The organism is Miltoncostaea oceani (genome assembly GCF_018141545.1).
In the GTDB taxonomy this organism is placed as follows: Bacteria; Actinomycetota; Thermoleophilia; order Miltoncostaeales; family Miltoncostaeaceae; genus Miltoncostaea; species Miltoncostaea oceani.
Genome location: NZ_CP064356.1, coordinates 2,438,904 through 2,455,921, shown reverse-complemented (window position 1 = coordinate 2,455,921; position 17,018 = coordinate 2,438,904). Strand labels below are relative to the sequence as shown.

The 17,018-nt window shown below is 73.5% G+C and carries 9 protein-coding genes; 2 read left to right on the top strand and 7 right to left on the bottom strand.

The window, feature by feature from the left end; all coding sequences use genetic code 11:
- Positions 1-185: 185 nt before the first annotated feature.
- On the top strand, positions 186-2,969 hold the full coding sequence (locus IU369_RS12555) for a hypothetical protein (RefSeq protein ID WP_217921323.1): 2,784 nt from the start codon (positions 186-188) through the stop codon (positions 2,967-2,969).
- Between the two features lie 26 nt (positions 2,970-2,995).
- Here the strand turns inward: IU369_RS12555 and IU369_RS12550 are convergent, their stop codons facing one another.
- The 7 genes from IU369_RS12550 to IU369_RS12520 are packed head-to-tail and all read right to left on the bottom strand — an operon-like array spanning position 2,996 to position 16,201.
- Positions 2,996-5,137, bottom strand: coding sequence for an FkbM family methyltransferase (locus IU369_RS12550; RefSeq protein ID WP_217921322.1), 2,142 nt, complete (start codon positions 5,135-5,137; stop codon positions 2,996-2,998).
- Positions 5,134-6,747, bottom strand: a complete 1,614-nt coding sequence (locus IU369_RS12545; protein WP_217921321.1) for an O-antigen ligase family protein — start codon at positions 6,745-6,747, stop codon at positions 5,134-5,136. Before IU369_RS12545 ends, IU369_RS12550 begins: the two co-directional genes overlap by 4 nt.
- A gap of 5 nt (positions 6,748-6,752) precedes the next feature.
- Positions 6,753-7,727 (bottom strand): glycosyltransferase family 2 protein, encoded by a 975-nt coding sequence (locus tag IU369_RS12540; RefSeq protein WP_217921320.1) that lies wholly within the window; start codon positions 7,725-7,727, stop codon positions 6,753-6,755.
- Positions 7,724-11,167 carry an oligosaccharide flippase family protein gene (locus IU369_RS12535; protein WP_217921319.1) on the bottom strand — a complete coding sequence of 1,148 codons (3,444 nt, stop codon included), beginning with the start codon at positions 11,165-11,167 and terminating at the stop codon, positions 7,724-7,726. Before IU369_RS12535 ends, IU369_RS12540 begins: the two co-directional genes overlap by 4 nt.
- Positions 11,164-12,267, bottom strand: coding sequence for a glycosyltransferase (locus IU369_RS12530; RefSeq protein WP_217921318.1), 1,104 nt, complete (start codon positions 12,265-12,267; stop codon positions 11,164-11,166). The genes IU369_RS12535 and IU369_RS12530 overlap by 4 nt, the downstream gene beginning before the upstream one ends.
- Complete coding sequence (locus tag IU369_RS12525) at positions 12,264-14,600, bottom strand: glycosyltransferase family 4 protein (protein ID WP_217921317.1); 2,337 nt, start codon at positions 14,598-14,600, stop codon at positions 12,264-12,266. Before IU369_RS12525 ends, IU369_RS12530 begins: the two co-directional genes overlap by 4 nt.
- On the bottom strand, positions 14,597-16,201 hold the full coding sequence (locus IU369_RS12520) for a tyrosine-protein kinase domain-containing protein (RefSeq protein WP_217921316.1): 1,605 nt from the start codon (positions 16,199-16,201) through the stop codon (positions 14,597-14,599). The genes IU369_RS12525 and IU369_RS12520 overlap by 4 nt, the downstream gene beginning before the upstream one ends.
- 56 nt (positions 16,202-16,257) lie before the next feature.
- Here IU369_RS12520 and IU369_RS12515 point away from each other — a divergent pair, with 56 nt between their 5' ends.
- Complete coding sequence (locus IU369_RS12515) at positions 16,258-17,010, top strand: tyrosine-protein phosphatase (RefSeq protein ID WP_217921315.1); 753 nt, start codon at positions 16,258-16,260, stop codon at positions 17,008-17,010.
- Positions 17,011-17,018 lie beyond the last annotated feature (8 nt).

The following is a 17,018-nucleotide window of genomic DNA, read 5'->3' as shown; positions in this document are numbered from 1 at the left end:
GGCTCGGCGATGCGCGCGGTCACGCGCCACCTCGAGGGGTGATCGAGCGGTGAACCCAGGAAGTGGCCCGGGGGCATCAAGCCCCTGGAGCGGCGTGTCGATGTATTCGGTGATCGTCGGGGTCGCGTCATCGGGCCCCCCAAGCGCACGGTGCCCACCCGCGCTCACCGGAACGGACTCCTCCCATGTTGCTCGCCACGTCCCGCCGTGGCGCGCGCCGCCGCGCCGTCGGGTCATCCCACCTGACGGTCGTCGCGCTCGCCTGCGCCGGCCTCGTCCTCGTCGCCATGGGGCCTGCCTCGGCCGCCCCCTCCGCGTCCACGGTCGCCACCCCGGCCGCCGAGGCGGCGCGCACCGTCGTTCGTACGCTGGAGACCAACGCGCAGGCCGACGACCTCTACCGAGTCCGACTCGTCGTCCGCACCCGCGCGCCTCTCGCGCGTGGCCCGGTGTCGGTGGCCCTCGTCGAGCGATTCGACGGGCGGGTGCGTGCATCGGTCGTGCGGCGTTCGACCGCCACCCGCGGCGCCTCGCGTGCGACGATGACCCTCCGGGCCCGCCACTCCGGCAGCGCGATCGAGTTGCGCGTCCGGTCGGCGCCGAACGTGACGGTCCGCTACTCGGCCACGAGTGTGACGTCCCACCTGACGGCGAAGTCGGGGAGCACTCTGACGCTGTCGCCGACGGGCGCGAAGGTCGCCGCGAACGGGACGGCCACCTTCTCGGCGTACCTCGGCGGTCAGCGGACGTCGGTGCAGTGGACGGTGGACGGGATCGCCGGCGGCAACACGACCGTCGGACGCATCAGCACCGCCGGTGTGTACACGGCGCCGGGGGCCGCGCGGACCAGCACGATCGGCGCGACGACCACGACCTCCCCGCGCCGGTCGGCGAGCGCCCCCGTCACCGTGTTGCCCCCTCCGCCCCCTCCGGCGCCGGCACCCGCGCCCGCCCCTGACCCTGCCCCTGCGCCGGCCCCTGCGCCTCCGCCCGCGTCGGGGACGCTGACCATGGTCGAGAACCCCATCTCACCCTGGAACCAGACGGTCCTCGCCTTCGGCTACCGCTCACACTGGATCCAGCCCTGGCGTGGCTACCTCGACACTCCCCCGGCGTCGCGGCTGCGGAACGCGATGGGCATCAACTTCAACGTCGCGCCCGAACGCGCCGCGGCCACCGCGCGGCTGTTGAGCGACAGTGGGTTCCGCCGCGCGCGGATCGAGATCGGTTGGGGGGAGGTCTCCTACGACGACCCGTCGACGCTGTGGCGCGCGGAGCGCCACCGCACGCTCCTGCGCGCCCTTCGGGACAACGGGATCCGTCCCCTGATCCTGTTGAACAGCCATCACGGGCTGCCCGCGCCGACCAAGGATGTGTCGCTCGTCACGACGGCCCCCGCCGTGGCCGGCGACCGCCAGGTGCGCCTCGACGCCGCCAGCGCCGCCCTCGTGCGCCCCGGGCTCACGGGCTTCGACGATCTGGGGCGGTGGCGCGCCGCCGACGTGATCATCACGGCGGTCGATTCCTCGGGCCTCGCCACGCTCTCGCGTCCCCTCCCCGTGGCGCTCGCGGCGGGCCCGCACCCGGGCTCGACGCTCCGGTTCGCCCCGTTCTCGCGCCCGAGGCTCGCCGACGGGTCACCGAACCCCCGGTTCGAGGCGACGCTCGCCGGCTGGCAGGCGTACGTCGATGTCGTGCTGCGCGAGGCGCGCGCCGTGTTGGGGAACGAGGCGTTCGACGTCGAGGTCTGGAACGAGCTCTCGTTCGGCTCGGATTTCCTCGACATCGACCGCTACTACACGCCGACGATCGACACGGGTGTCGGATCGCCCATGAACGACACGACCCGCGCCATCCTGGAGCGCACGGTCGCGGCGATCCGTGGAGGCACCGCCGCGCCGGGGGTCGGCATCGGCAACGGCTTCGCGAACCAGCGCCCCTGGGACTCGGGCGCGACGAGCCCCCCCGGGCTCACGGCCAACGACAAGCACCCCTATCCGCCCCGGATCGTGTTCCCGGGCGAGGCGCGCCACAACGGCGTCCGTCCCGTGAACGCCTTCGGCGTCCCCGAGGGGTCGCAGGACGCCGGCGGGGCGTGGCGCGACGCGTTCATCCCCTCGTACACGAGTCACTTCCCCGAGTACTTCCTCTCAGGCATCGCCACGGAGCACCTGGTCCGCGACCTGTCGCCGCTGACGACCAGCGTGTACGGGACGCCCCACGGTCGGCTCACGGCCCCCGCCGGGTCAGTGGCGCCCGAGACCTGGATCACCGAGCTCAACCTCGTCCCCGGCTCCACGGTGTCGCCGGCGGCCCGCGAGCGGTACCAGGCGAAGGTGGCGCTGCGTTCGTTGGTGGCGTTCGCGCACAAGGGCGTGACCGCCGTCCACATGTTCGCGGCCGCCCCCAACGGCGGCGAGTACGCGCTGGTGTCCCCGGCCTTCTACGCGGCCGTGACGGCGGGCGCCGGCGCCTATCCCGGCACCGCCCAGGGCGGAGCCACGATGGCCGCGACGCGCCGCCTCGCGGCCACGCTCGACGGCACTGAGGCGTTCACACGCCCACGCCCCCTCCAGTTGCTGGCGGTCGGGGACTACGCGGGACGGCGCCAGTTCACGGGCGACGGATCGAGTGCGCACCCGACGCTCTACGACCGCGACGTCGCAACGGTGTTGCCGTTCCAGCTCGACGACGGCTCCCACCTCGTCGCGGCCTACGTCATGAGCCGCGACCTGACGCGCGTCTACGACTCGGCGGCTGCGGTCGACGATCCTCGCCGCTACGACCTCCCGCCGGAGACCTACCGCATCCGACTAGGTGGCGTCGAGACGTGCCCGGTCACAGCGACTGCGGTCGACCCGCTCGACGGCGCTGCCGTCCCGGTCGCCGTGATCGGCTGTGCGGCGGGAACGCTGCACATGGAGGTCCCACTCACCGACTCGCCGCGGATGATCACCCTCGGTCGCTGACGGACCGTTCCACTCGACGTCGTCGCTCACCCGTCATCGACGGCTGCCGACGGGGGGTCCGTCGATCCCCAGTCCCATTCCGGCCGCCACCACCATGTGGTCAGTTGGCCGCGTCCCCGCGCCTCGGTGAAGCCTGCTGACCTCAACGCCTCCTCGAGAACGGCGTCGGCGACGCCGGTGACCTGAGGGTGGAACTCGGTGGCGACCGCTCCCACTCTCTGAAGCGCACCGTCGTCGTTCAGGAGTATCTCCGCCTCTGCTCCCTCCACGTCGAGTTTGAGGATGTCGGCGCGACCCGAGGGGAACGAGTCGAGCAGCCGCGCGAGCGTCGTCGTCCTGACGACCAGGTCCCCGCCCTCCGCGAGCCGTCCCAGGTTCGACTCCGCGGACGCGGCGAACGTGGTCGTCCCCTCCGTGCATGCGACCGCCCCCTCGACGACGGTGACCTGCGCGCCGTTGAGCACGGCGTTCTGACGGACGAGATCGGCGTTGTCCGGGGCCGGCTCGACGGCGACGATCACGGCTCCGGGGAACTGCCGGGCCAGCCAGATGGAGGTCAGGCCGATGTTGGCACCGACATCGAGGATGGTACGGGCCGTCATCCCGGGGAGAGGCTCGTAGTGACGATCGTAGAAGACCTCGCGGAAGCTCTGGAGGTCGCCGCGATTCCGGCGATAGCGAACCCGCTGTCCGTCCCTCAGTGTCACTGTTCGCACCGCGGTGTCGGATCGGGTGACGAGGTGCCCGCGTATCGCCCGGTAGACGAAGACGTCGGTGAGAAGCCGGGCCCGCGAACGCCCCGCCGCGGTGAGTGCGACCGCGGATCGCGCCTCGCCCGTCATCGCGCCGACCGTGGCGGATGCCCTCCGGACGCCTGTCATCATGCGGTTCGCCACCATCGGCGGTCTGCTCCCTTGTCGCTGTCCGGTGGTTCCGTTCCGTGATTCGATGCTGCCGGATCGGCTGCCGGCGGACGTCGATGGACGGCGGGCGCCGCCCGGGGTCTCTGCGTCGCCGCGGTCGCTGCGCACCAATTCGTCGTACGCACCGGTCACCGCCCTGACGGATGCGCGCCACGGGTGCGCGTGTGCGTAGCGGCGTCCGGCGTCACCGAGGCGTCGGCGGGCGGGGGGGTCCTCGGCCAGAGCGACGAGGGCTTCCGCGAACGCCTCCGCGCCGCGCTCGACCATCAGCCCGCCCTCCCCTCGGGTGACCAGCGCATCCACACCGTGGACGCGGGTCCCGACGACGGGCAGACCGCAGGCGGCCGCTTCGTGGGCGACGAGTGAGAACGTCTCGTAGAGGCTCGGGAGAACGAGGACGTCGGCGGCGACGTAGAACGGCGCCGGGTCCTTCACCGCGCCGAGGAACGTGACGACCTCCTCCACACCGCCGCCGTGCTCACGGCGCATCCGTCCGACGTCGCCGGACCCCACGACCCAGAGGACGACGTCGCTCCCACCGCGCCGTGCCCGCCGGACGGCCTCGATGGCGATGGGCAGTCCCTTGCGGTTCCAGTCGCCACCCACGAAGAGTGCGACGGTCGCCGCCCCCGCGCCGTGCTGATCGCGAACCGCGGCGCGAGTCGCCGGGTCGGGTCGGTAGTGCGCGCTGTCGACGCCGTTCGGCGTGATGGCCGTGACGAGCCCCGGGAAGGCGACGTGCATCTCCCGTGCGACGCCGTCCGACACGCAGGCGGCGAGGCGCAACCGGGACGGGCGGTACGCCACGCGCTCCGCCGCCAGGGCGAGGAGGCGGCTCACGGTGGTGTTGACGCGTCGCAGGGGCGGGCCCCCGGCTGAGAGCATCCGCGCGGCGCGGACGTAGCCGTGGTGGCAGAAGTGGACGCTCGCGAGGTCGGCCCGCGCGGCGGTGAGGGCGCCGCAGGTGTGGATGAGATCGACGTCGAGCCCCCTGACCGCCCGGGCCGACCGGATGTAGAAGGCCGTGAACTTCGCCGGGAAGGGGCGGCGTGGCACATCCACCCGACGCCACTCGACGAGATGCCGCAGCTCCGGCGCCAACGTCGCCGAGACCACCGTGAACCGGACATGCGGAGGTGCGGTCGAGATGAGCTCGGCCATGGCTCGCTCCATCCCGCCCTCCCAGTGGATGTCGTGGGCGACCAGGGCGACCCGGATGGGGCGCTCGGCGGTGTCTCCGCTCACCGCGACCCCGCCATCGCGCGGTCATCGGACGAGGCGTCCCGTCCGGGGCGGGAGGGGTCCGCGCGACCGGCCAGACGTGCAGCCCCCACCGCCCCCGCACCCGCCACGATGCCGGCGAGGACGAGGGTGTAGCGCTGGTACACGGCGACGTCGAGGAGCCCGGCGACGACGATCGCGGCGAGGGCCCCCAGGGACGCCCGCGCGAGTGCGGCATCGACCACCGCCGGTACCCCGGATCCGTCCGCCCTCCGGCGGAGGCCCCGCGCGAGTGCCAGTGACAGGCACACGAGGCCGGCGAGCAGTGCCGCGAGCGCCGGCACGCCGGACTCCGCGGCGACGTTGAGGAAGAGGTTGTGGGCGTGTCCGGGGCGCACCGCCGAGAACGGGAGGAAGACCGGTTCCGCGTAGCGACCGAACCCCCCGACACCCACGCCGAGGAACGGATGCGCGGCGACGATCTCGAGTGCGCGACCCCAGATGTCCAGCCGGACGTTGTCGGTCCAGTCGGACGTGGTGGCACGGTCGGCGAGCAGTGGGAGGAGCGGGGCGACGACCACGATCCCGGCGCCCGCGGTGATCAGGCGCGCCCGCACGGTCGGCAGGGCGATGAACGCCCCGACCAGCGCGGCGATCCACGCGGCCCGGGCGTACGTCAGCGCGATGGCCATGACCCCGACCACCGCTGCGACGACGAACAGTCCCCGCCGCAGGCGGGGCCCGTTCCACGACCCTGCCACGGCGAACGGCAGCAGCATCGCGAGCGCGGCCCCGTAATGGCCGGGGTGCCCGAAGGACGACGGGAAGATGCGTCGCTCGACGCCGTCGCCGAGGGACACACCGACCGACGTCTCACTGCCGCTCAACCAGATCACGGACGACCAGACCGCCAGGGCTGCGAGGAGGCCGGCGAGCGCGGCGATGAGGGCACCACTCGTGACGCGTTCGGCTGCGAGGCCGACCCCGACGGCGATCAACGGTGCGAGGGCGACGTTGAGGGCGAACCATGACGGGTCGCCGGAGGTGAGGGCGCCGGCGCACACCAGGGCCGCGAGCGCGCACGCGGCGGTCGCGGCCGCCGCGAGCACCCGGCCGGTGCCCGTCGCACGCGTCGCATGCGCCAGGAACGCCGCGGCCGCGCCGGCAGATACGGTGCCGACAAGGGCGAGGAGCCCGAGCAGGGGCAGCGGGGGGTCGTCGCGCGTGGCACCCGTCGGGCCGGTGCTCCACCGGAGTTGCGGGGGGCTCGCCGCCTCGGCGGCGGAGACGAGGGCGGACAGCAGGGCGACGCTCCCCGCCCGATCGCGGCCGGTGGCGCCGACCGTGACGTCGCGCCAGTCGAGGTAGGACGAATCCGCCGTCGTGCGTCCGGCGACGGTGTCCGCCCCGATCCGCGCCTCCGCCGCCGCGCGGTCCCTCACCGCGTCGGACTGCATGAGGGCGACGGTGGCACGACCGATCTCCTCCCACGAGCGCGAGCCGTCGTCCTCGACCGTCACCGTGGTCTCCGCGCGCCAGCGCTCCTGCCCGGCGTCGCGGGCGGCGATTCCGAGGGCGGTGCCGCAGACGACCAGTGCCGCCAGGGCACCGATCAGGAGGCGTCGGTCGATCACCGCCCTCACGGGACGCGGACGCGCCCGTCGAGCGCGATCATGCGCAGCGGGCGCCTGCGGGCGACCCGCCATGCCGCACGGCCCTGGCCGCGCAGCGACGGGAGGAGGCGGCGGACCACGCGACGGTCGCCCGCCACGAGGGCAGCGACCGCGCGGCCGACCCCCGGCACGTCCCGGTCGCCGACCAGCACGCCGTACGCCGACCGGCGCACGCGGAGGTCGGGACGCAGGGACAGGATCCCGTAGGCGAGGTTGAAGCACGACGCCTCGGCCAGCGTCGCCTCATCCGAGAACCGGATGCTCCCGTCGGCACGGACCGCCGGATCGTGCTCTACCAGCATGAGAGGGTCGAAGACCACCCGGAGGCCCTGGCGTCGCACCCAGAGACCGAGGGCGACCTCGAAGTGGTGGTGCGTCGAGCCACCCGCCAGGTCGAGCGGGAACGCGAGCGCATCTCGGCGGACGGCGATGTTCACCCCCTTCAGTACGTCGACGTCCCGCGCGTCGCCCGTACCCAGGTGGTGGTTGCCGCTGAGCCGGCCCCACCGGCCGATCACACCCACGGGGATGCCGGGCACCGGGACGACGCCTCGCAGGACGTCGCGGCCGCCGACTGCCCCGATGCCGGGGTCCGCCAGTCGGGCGGCGGCCCGGGCCAGCCAGTCCGGTCGCGGCGCGGCGTCGTCGTCGGTGAAGCAGATCACGTCGCCCGTCGCGCGGGATGCCCCGGCGCGGAGCCCGTCGAGGTACGACGGCCTCTTGATGACGGCCTGTAGGACCCAGGGGAACTCGTCCTCGATCACGGCCCTCGCCGCCTCGTCCCCGGCGTGGGCCACGATCACCTCATCGGGGGGCCGCTCCTGCGCCCCGAGCGCTTGGAGGCACAGGCGCAGAGGGCCGCTTCGCCCATGGGTCGGCACCACGACCGAGAAGGAGGCGGCGGGGGAGTCCCCGCCGGCGCGGCGACCGGCATCGGTCATCGGGCGCCCACCATCTCGGCGTGGTGGGGGTCATCCACCTCGACCGGCGCGTGGCCAGCGCGCCGAGAACGACGCGGCCGGCTCCGCGCCTCGGCCCAGCCGATCACGAGCCACGGCAGCAGAGCGACCGCGTACTGTCCACCGGCGAGCCATTGGAGCAGGGTGACGACGAGGATGCCGAGGCCGGCGAGTGCGAGGAAGTCCCGACGACGCCGCGCGAGCGTGTAGGCGCGCACGAAACCCAGTCCGAGAATGGCGAGGAACACCGCGAGCCCTGGGAGCCCCATCGCCACGGCGGCGGTCGCCGGATCCGTCTCGGTCGTCAAGGTCTCCCCCCCGAACTTGTCGCCGGCGATCGTGACTCGGGCGAGACCGGAGCCGAGAGGCTGGGTGAAGCTGTCGACGAAGCTGTCGCGCAGCAGGACGACGTAGAACCCGATCGTCGAGTCCTCCGAGCTGGTGGGGTTGCTCAACCCTTCGACCTGACGCGTCACCAGCGCATTGTCCGATTGGGCGGGGGCCACGGCTGCGACGACCGTGGGCACCAGCACGATCAGAACCGTCGCGACGGCGAGAGCCGAGACCAGGCGCATCCCCCTGTATGCCGCGACCATCAGCGCGAACGCCGCCACGATCTTGAAGATCGGCGCGCGCGAGCCCACGTAGAACAAGGCGATCACCAGCATCGTCAACGGCACGATCAGGATCGGCACGAAGCGTGCGCGCCGGAACGCGAACGCCAGCAGGACCACGATCGCGATGGCGAGGTAGATCGTGTACTCGGACGAGGACGAGAACGTCGAGAAGGCGCGGACGGTGTCCTTGCCGACGCGGAGCGCGGCGTAGCCGGAGGTGTCGATCCAGGTCTGGTCCCACGAGGGGAAGCCGCTGAACGTCTGGTAGAGCCCGTACAGGCCCGTCACGACCCCGAGGCCCGCCATCAGGGCGAGCACCCGGAGGAGGGTCGTGTCGTCGATGCGTGTCCCGACCCAGTACCCCAGGACGGGGATGAGGACGAAGAGCAGGCTCGAGGCGCCCGCGAGGGGGGATCCCCCGAGGGGGTTGACCGCCGCCAGGAACACCAGCACACCGAAGACCGCGACCAGCTTCGACAGGGGGCGGTCGCGGATCGTGCGATCCGTGCGGTGCGTCCCGATCACCAGGACGATGACGAGCGTCGGTCCGACGAGCAGGAGGAGATCCTGGGCGGTCGGTTCGATGAGTTCGGTGACCATCCGGCGCAGGAGGCCGAGGCCGGCGAGCCAGACGACGAGCGCGGGCAGCAGGAGCCGGGATGAGGCGACACCGAGCCCCGCGACGAGCGCGAGCACGGCGCCGACGATCGCCACCCGGGCGTTCCCTTCGGTGGCGACGGCGGCACCGACGACGAACGCCATCGCGACGAGCCCGAGCGCGAACGCGATGGTGTCGCGGGCACCGGGGTGGGCCCGTGCGAACGCCCGGGCGGCGGCCAGGGGAGCCGGGCCCGGTGCAGGGCGCTCCCGGGCGGCCCGCCTCGGCCGTGCGTGCTCCACCGCCGCAGGTGCCGCTCCGACACCGTGTGGTTCGGCCACGGCGCCGCGGCGCGCGACGACGATGTAGAGCACGGAGGTCACGAGGAAGACCGCCGCATATGCGCCGAGGGACACCCAGGCCGCGGCGCGTACCCCTCCGTCGGGGAGCAGGAGGAGGAGGCCGATCACGGTGATCGCGAGACCGACCAGCTGGCCGGCGGCGGCGGTGAAGGGCCGGCCCAGGGCTGTCAGCCCCTGGCCCACGATCCCCGCCGCTCCGAAGAGGACGGCCCCCGGGATCAGGATGCGGAGCAGTTCGACGCTGCCGGAGAAGTCGTCCCCGTAGACCAACTCGATCGCGTACGGAGCGAAGATCCACAGGACCGCGCCGATCGCGCCGCAGACACCGAGGGCCGCGACCGCCGCTCGCGCCACGACCCGTGGTGCCCCCGCCCGATCACGGGCCGCCGTCGGCAGCACGACGGCTGCGGTGGAGCCCGCGAGGGACATGAGGATGCCGGCGATGGTCGCGGCGACGGCGTAGAGCCCGACCTGGGTGGCCACGAGGAACGCCGGGATGACGGTGAGGTCGAGGCGGAGGTTGCCGACGCCGCTCAGGTCGGTCGCGTGGGCACGGACGCCGAACCAGCCGGTCGTCCGGAGCAGTCCCCGGTCGGGGCGCGTCACGCCGTGGCGGCGGACGACCTTCGCGGCGACGACCACCAGCGAGATGAGGAGCACGGTTGCGGTCACGGCGAGCGCGGCACCGACCGTCAGGGCGCCGAGCGGCCACAGCACGAGATAGCCGGCGGCGATCCCGAGGGACTGGCACAGGCGTATCCCGTTGTAGAAGCCGAACTCCCGATCGCCCAGGACGATGCCGAGGAACACCGATGAGAACAGCGTCACGAGGGTGAGGCCGACGTACACGCGCCCCAGCGCGATCGCGTCCGGGGTCTGGGCCCCGAGCAGCACCGGTACGAGCACTTCGCCGACGACGACGGCGAGCAGTCCGAGCGGGATGGTCACCGCGAGCCAGGTGCCGAGGACGGAGGGCGCGTCGCGCGGATTCCGTGACTGGTGGTAGACGATCGCCTGGAAGGCCCCGAACGCGAAGAGCCAGGCGAGGGTCTGGGGAAGGGCGAGGATCGCGCTGACCTCGCCGCGGCCGTCCGGCCCGAGGGCTCGCGCGATGATGACGCCCGTCACCAGGTTGACCCCGAGCATCGCCGCCGTGGTGGCGAACGTGGTCACCATGGGTCGCCCGGCGACTCTGCGGGCGAGGCCCGGTCCCGCACGCGTGCGGACCGTCGGGTCGCCGTCGCGGGTGGTCCGACGGCGGACCGCGGCGGCGATCCCGAGCGCGATCGAGCACACGAACGCGAAGCTGAGTGCCGCGAGGACGATCGCGCGGCCGACACCCGCCGAATCGTCCCCGTCGTTCGCCGACGCGTCGGCTACCGCCGCTTCCGTGGTCCGGGGCACCGCGCGTGCGGTCCCGATCAGGGATGCGGCCACCACATCCGCCTGGGTGGCTGCGCGCCGGTCCCTGCGCTCTGCGGCCGCGCGTCGCCGGGCCTCGAGGGCCCGTGCCCTCTCGCGCCGTAGGGCGGCGCGCCGGGCCGCCGCGGCGCGTTCGGCGGCCGTGGGTCCGCTGGGGGCCGGGGACGTGGCCGGCGGAGAGGGGGCGGGCGTCGCCGGAGCGGGGGCCGCGGGCGTCGGCGTGGGGATGGGGTTCGGCGCGGGGGGCGGCACCGGGTCGGGGTCGGGGGGCGGCGTCGGGATCGGAGGGGCGTCGGGCGCCGGCGGGATCGGTATCTGCTGGCCCACCGCGTGCGTGCCGAACGCCCCGAGGAGCAGGAGGCCCGCCATCAGCACGACGCCGGCGCCCCGCCGGGCCCCGCGCGTTCCCCGGAGGCGGGTCACGGGCGCGATTCGGCTCGGGGGGCGCCGGCGACCGCGAGCGCCGCACCCTGCATCGCGCGCTCGAACGCGGAGGGCGCGTGACGCTCGCACAGGTCGTCGAGGTCGGCGGTGGCCCACTGCCGGGCGAGGATGCGTCGCACTCCGTCGGCGATCGCCTCCGGATCGGGTCGATCGAAGAAGACGCCCGTCCGGCCCTCCTCGACCGTGTCGAGGAACCCGCCCCAGCGGAGGACGGCGGAGGGGCGGCCGAATGCCGCCGCTTCGATGGGGGTGAGGCCGAGATCTTCATACGACGCGGCGACCACACCGCGGCTGTTCGCGTAGAGCCACCGGAGAGTGGCGTCGTCCACGCTTCCGAGCAGGTCGACGTTCGGACCGGCGAGGGAGCGGAGTCGAACTCGATCGGGACCGTCCCCGACGACGGCCAGCCTCTCGTCCGGCATCCCTGCGAACGCACGGACGACGGCATCCACGTTCTTGTAGGGCAACAACCTCGACACGCAGAGTACGAAACCCGGCGCGAGGCCGGGGACGGGCCGTGCCGGCCCCCTGGCGTCGAGGCCCGGGGGAGGGGGCAGGATCGTGGCCCTGATGCCGTAGGCCGCCTCGATCCTCCGCTGGACGACGGTGGAGATCGTGACGTACGCGTCCGCGGACCTGGCGGCCCGCCGGTCCCAGGATCGCAGCGGCGACCCGAGGAGCGATCCCGCGAGCCGCGTGAGGCTCAGGCGCCGGCTGTACTGGTGCGCCTGGTAGAGCCACCGGGCCGGGTTGTAGCAGTAGACGAGCTTGCCCCCGGTGGTGCTGACGCCGTGCGCCCAGCCGCTCGAGCTGCAGATCACGACGTCGGCGTCGATCCGCATCCGCGAGAACGTCGGCGCCAGCAACGGGAACGCGAGGCGGTGGTGGCGTCGCAGCCCCGGCAGCCGGTCGATCGCCGACGGGCGCACGTCGAGATCGGCGAACCCGGGGAACGTGCCGTCCGGGTCGTAGAGGGACGTGTGGATCGGGGCGTCCGGGAAGGCCCGGGCGATCGCCAGCACCACGCGTTCCGCGCCTCCGCGCTGCGTCAGGTAGTCGTGGACGATCGCGACCCTCATGCGGACCGGCCGGGCCCCGTGTCCAGGACGCGCGCGTACAGCGCCTCGATCCGTGCGCCCACGACCTCCGGCGCGAAACGGTGCAGCGCGGCCGGCGCCGCCGCCCCCAGACGGCTGCGCAGGCCGTGGTCGTCGCGAAGCCGCCGCAGCGCATCCGCCATACCGGCGGGGTCGCCGAGGGGGTAGTGCATGCCGTTCGCGCCGTCGATGACGACCTCCGCCGGGCCGCCCGCGTCGGGCACGACGACCGGGAGACCGGCCGCCATCCCCTCGAGCACCGTCTGCCCGAGCGGTTCGGGGATCGTCGAGGCGTGCACCAGGACGTCGAGGCGCGCCAGCTCGGCGGGGACGTCCTCGCGGAACCCGCGGAAGGAGACGCGGTCGCCCAGACCGAGCCGCGCGCTCGCCTGCCGCACCTCCTGTGCGTACTCCTCCTCACCGAAGAGGGGCGAACCGATGATCGCCCCCTCCTCGCGACCCTCGCCGAACGCGCGCGCGAAGGCGTCGATGAAGAGGTGCTGCCCCTTCCACGGCGCGATCCGACCCACGAGTCCGACCCGGAAGGGCTCCCCCGCGTCGCGGTCCGCCGGCGACGCCACCGCGGCCGGGACGGGACTCGGGATCACCTCGACGGGGCACGACACCGCCGGCAGCTCCGCCCGGGTGGTCTCGCTGTTGGCGATGATCGCGCTCGGCAGGGTCCGCGCCATCCCCCGGATGAGGCGGACGGCGGCGGCGGGCAGATAGTCCGCCGCGATGCGGTCACGTACGTGCCAGATCACGGGGACACCGGCGACGCGCCCGGCGGCCGCGCCGTAGACCGCCGCCTTCAGGGAGTTCGTGTGGACGAGGTCCGGCCGCAGCCGCCGCAGTCGGCGGACCAGGGCGGCGACGTGGGCGGCCGACGCCCACGCCGCACCGAGGGGCACGCCACCCGGCGTCACCCTCCCACGCCCCAGGCCACGTGCGTCCTCGTCCATCGTCAGCACCTCCACGGAGATGCCGCGGTCGCGCAGCAGTTCGACGAGGGGACCCTCCTCCGCGAGGATCACGTGGGCGTCGACCCGCTCCAGGGCCGGAATCGTCCGGGCCAGGGCGAGCTCGCCACCCGACAACGCGGCGCAGTGGTCCAGGAAGACCACCCGCGCCCGTGTCCTCGGTGTGCCACGCGTGACCGCCTCGTAGATGCGTCGGTGGGTCGCGACCGCGACATCCCACCCGAAGCGCTCCGCGTGGGCCCGGCACTCGGCCGGGGCCGGCAGCGGACGGCTGCCGTCGCGGGCGGCGCCGAGCCGGTCCGCGAGCGCGCCTCCGTCGCCCGCCGGCACCACGACGGCGCCACCGAGGCCCGCGGTCGCCTCGGGGAGTCCCCCGACGTCGGAGACGACGGTCGGCGTCCCGCAGGCGAGCGCCTCGACGACGACCAGCCCGAACCCCTCCAGCGCGACGGTGGGGACCACGCAGACATCGGCGGCGCGGTACCAGTCGCGCAGGGCCTCGTCGGTGACACGTCCCGTGAAGCGCACGCTCGACGAGACGTCGAGGTCGGCGGCGAGTCGCTCCAGTTCGGGGCGCAGCGGACCGTCCCCCACGATCGTGAGGAGGCGTCGGCCGTCGTCCGTGTCCCCGAGGGCCGCCCACGCGCGGAGCAGGACGTCGATACCCATCCGGGGCACGAGGCGTCGGGCGACCACGGCCGTCCATGCGTCCTCCGGGACGCCGAGGCGGGCCCGTTCGCCGCCGTCACCCGGGGTGAACCGATCGAGGTCGACCCCCGGCGGCACGACCGAGACGTGCCACGGGGCGATCCCGTAGGTCTCGACGAGCGTCTGCCGGAAGGCGCGCGACAGGGTGATGAAGTGGCGCCCGCGCCGGTAGGCGAGGCGTTCGACGATGCGTTTGACGGCGACATTCCGAGCGGCGCCGGTGGCGTGTCCCTCGGCCGCCCACGGACCATGGAAGTGCACGACGACGGGGAGCCTGCGGAGCCCGGGCATCCGCACCGCCGCGAGGCCGTACAGGGCGAAGTGGGCGTCGATGAGCCCCGCGTCCGCGGCCCGGGCACGGGCTGCGGCGGCGTAGCCCCAGACCCGTGCGGGGAGCGGCGCGTGGTTGCCCGACACCGCACGGACCTCGTCCGGCGCGTCGTCGGCGGGGCCGATCACGACGGAGGGCGCCGTCGTGCCGTCGGCCGCGAGGGCCGTGTGCAGGTCGCGGAAGTACCTGTTGAGACCGCCGGGCTGGTCGGGGAACCACCCCATCCCGAGCATCAGGGGCGTGGGCCGAGCCGCCGCCGCGTGGCGGCCGCCCGGCGCCCCCGTGGCGCCGGTCATCGCGGCGAGCGCTCGCGGGGCGGGGCCGCGAGGGCCTCCTTCTGGCCGTAGCCGTAGTAGGCGCCGCCGTACGCGTCGCCGGTCTGCGCGCCGGTGACGACCACCCCGAGCTTCACCGCGCGCATGCGGCGCAACAGCCGCGAGACCTCCGCGAGCATCGGCCGCGACACCACGTTCATCCGCGCGACGATCACCAGGGCATCGACGTAGACGCTCAGGGCCATCGTGTCTCCGACCCTCAGCAGGGGCGGCGTGTCGATGATCACGACGTCGCACTGGTCGCGGAGGCGTGCGAGCAGCGACCCGAGCGCACGACTCGCGGCCAGTTCGCCGGCGTCGCGGGGGATCGGCCCGCTCGGCAGCACCGCCAGGCCGGGCCGGTGACCCGGGGCGCCGTTGCGCGGCACCGCGCTCGACCGGTCGTCCAGCTCGAGCGGGACGTCGACCAGCGCCTCGCTGAGGTCCAGGTCCTCGACGGCGACATCGGTCACGCCGGGACGGTCCGGCAGCCCGAAGAACCGGTGGACGGTCGGCCGCCGCAGGTCGAGGTCGACGAGGATGACGCGGCTCCCGGCAAGGGCGAGGACGACGGCCAGATTGGCGGCCGAGGTCGACTTGCCCTCGTCGTTGACCGCGCTCGTGACGGCGATCGTCCGAGCCCGCCGGTCGGCGTTCACGAAGTCGAGGTTCGTGCGCAGCATCCGGAAGGCCTCGGCCTGGACGCTCCCCGGGTCGTCCATCATCACGAGCCGATTGGTGGTGCGCATGCGTCGGGGTGGCTCGGGCAGACGGGCCAGGAGGGTCAGACCGAGGCGGTCGCTGATCTCCTCGGCGCTGCGGACGCGGTTGTCGAGCGACTCGCGCAGGAACGCCAGGCCGACTCCGAGGATCAGGCCGAGCCCCAACCCGAGCAGGCCGTTGCGGCGGGGGTTCGGTGAGGTCTGGCTCCCGCTGCCCGCCTCGCGGACCATCACGGCGTTCGACGTCTGCAACGAACTCAGCGTCTGGAGGGTCTGCAGGTTCCCCGTCAGCTCGGTCAGCAGGGCGTCGGAGCCGCCCTCGGCTCTCACCTCCGCGATGCGACCCGCCAGCTCGGTCCGGGCCTCGGCGATCGCCGACGTGTCCAGACGGAGCCGGTAGGCGATGTACTGGCGGGCGTACTCGGTCGCGAGGCGCCCCGCCAGATCCGCGTCGCCCTGGGACACGCTGAACGTCAGCAGGTCGGATTTGCTGTCGGGGGTGACCGACGACGAGCCGAGCAGCCCGCCGGCGCCCAGCTCGGGCACGCCGACCGTCTCGACCGTGAGCTTGGCGACCTCGGGTGAGCGGGCGATCCGCGCCTGGGTCTCGGTGATGCGCGCCGGGTCGCGTGAGATCGAGAAGTCGGTGGTCCCCGTCAGGACCGCCGCGAGGTTCTGCTGGTTGATCAGGACGTCCGCGCTGGACTGGTAGACCGGGTCCTGCCGTGACGAGATGAACACCGCGACCACCGGGACGATGACGGCGGCGAGTGCCACGATCCACCACCGCCGGCGCAGGATCGCCAGAATGCGCTTGAGTGCGAGGGGTTCGGAGAGGCTCGACTCGCGTCCGGTCTCCATCAGCGGCTCCCGTGCTTCAGTTTGACGACGGGCTCTTCGGTACCGGGAAGACGAGATTGATCGACATCCACAGCCACATACTCCCGGGACTCGACGACGGGGCGCGCACCATGGACGACAGCGTCGAGCTCGCGCGTCACGCCGTACGTGACGGGATCACGGCGATCGTAGCGACGCCTCACGTCCGGCACGACTACCCGACACCCCCCGAACGTATGGAATCCGCGGTCGATCGGGTGCGGGCGGCGCTCGACTCCGAGGGGGTGCCGCTGGAACTGTGGACGGGTGGCGAGGTCGCCCTCGAGCAGCTGATGGCGATGGACGCCCGGACGATGGCGCGCTTCAGCCTCGGGGGGGCGGGACGCTACGTCCTGGTCGAGTTCCCGTACGACGGATGGCCGCTCCCACTGCCGTCCGAGATCGAGCGCCTGAGCGGGAGCGGCGTGACCGCGGTCATCGCCCACCCGGAGCGCAACGCCGACGTTCAGGCGCGCCCGGAGCGGATCGGCCCTCTCGTCGAGGCGGGAGCCCTCATCCAGTTGACCGCCGCGTCCGTCGACCGGCGGCTGGGGCGCCGTGCGGCGACCGCCGCGCGGCGGCTGCTCGACCTCGGCCTCGCACATGTGATCGCCAGCGACGCCCACATGCCCGGGGTGCGCGCCGTCGGTATGGCCGCCGCGGCCGAGGCCGTGGGGGACCCCGCCGTCGCTCGATGGATGACACACGACGTGCCCGCCGCGATCGTCGCCGGGGAAGGCATCCCCTCCCGTCCGTCCACGCCGCGACGCCGGCGGGGACTCTGGCGCTAGGCGGTGCG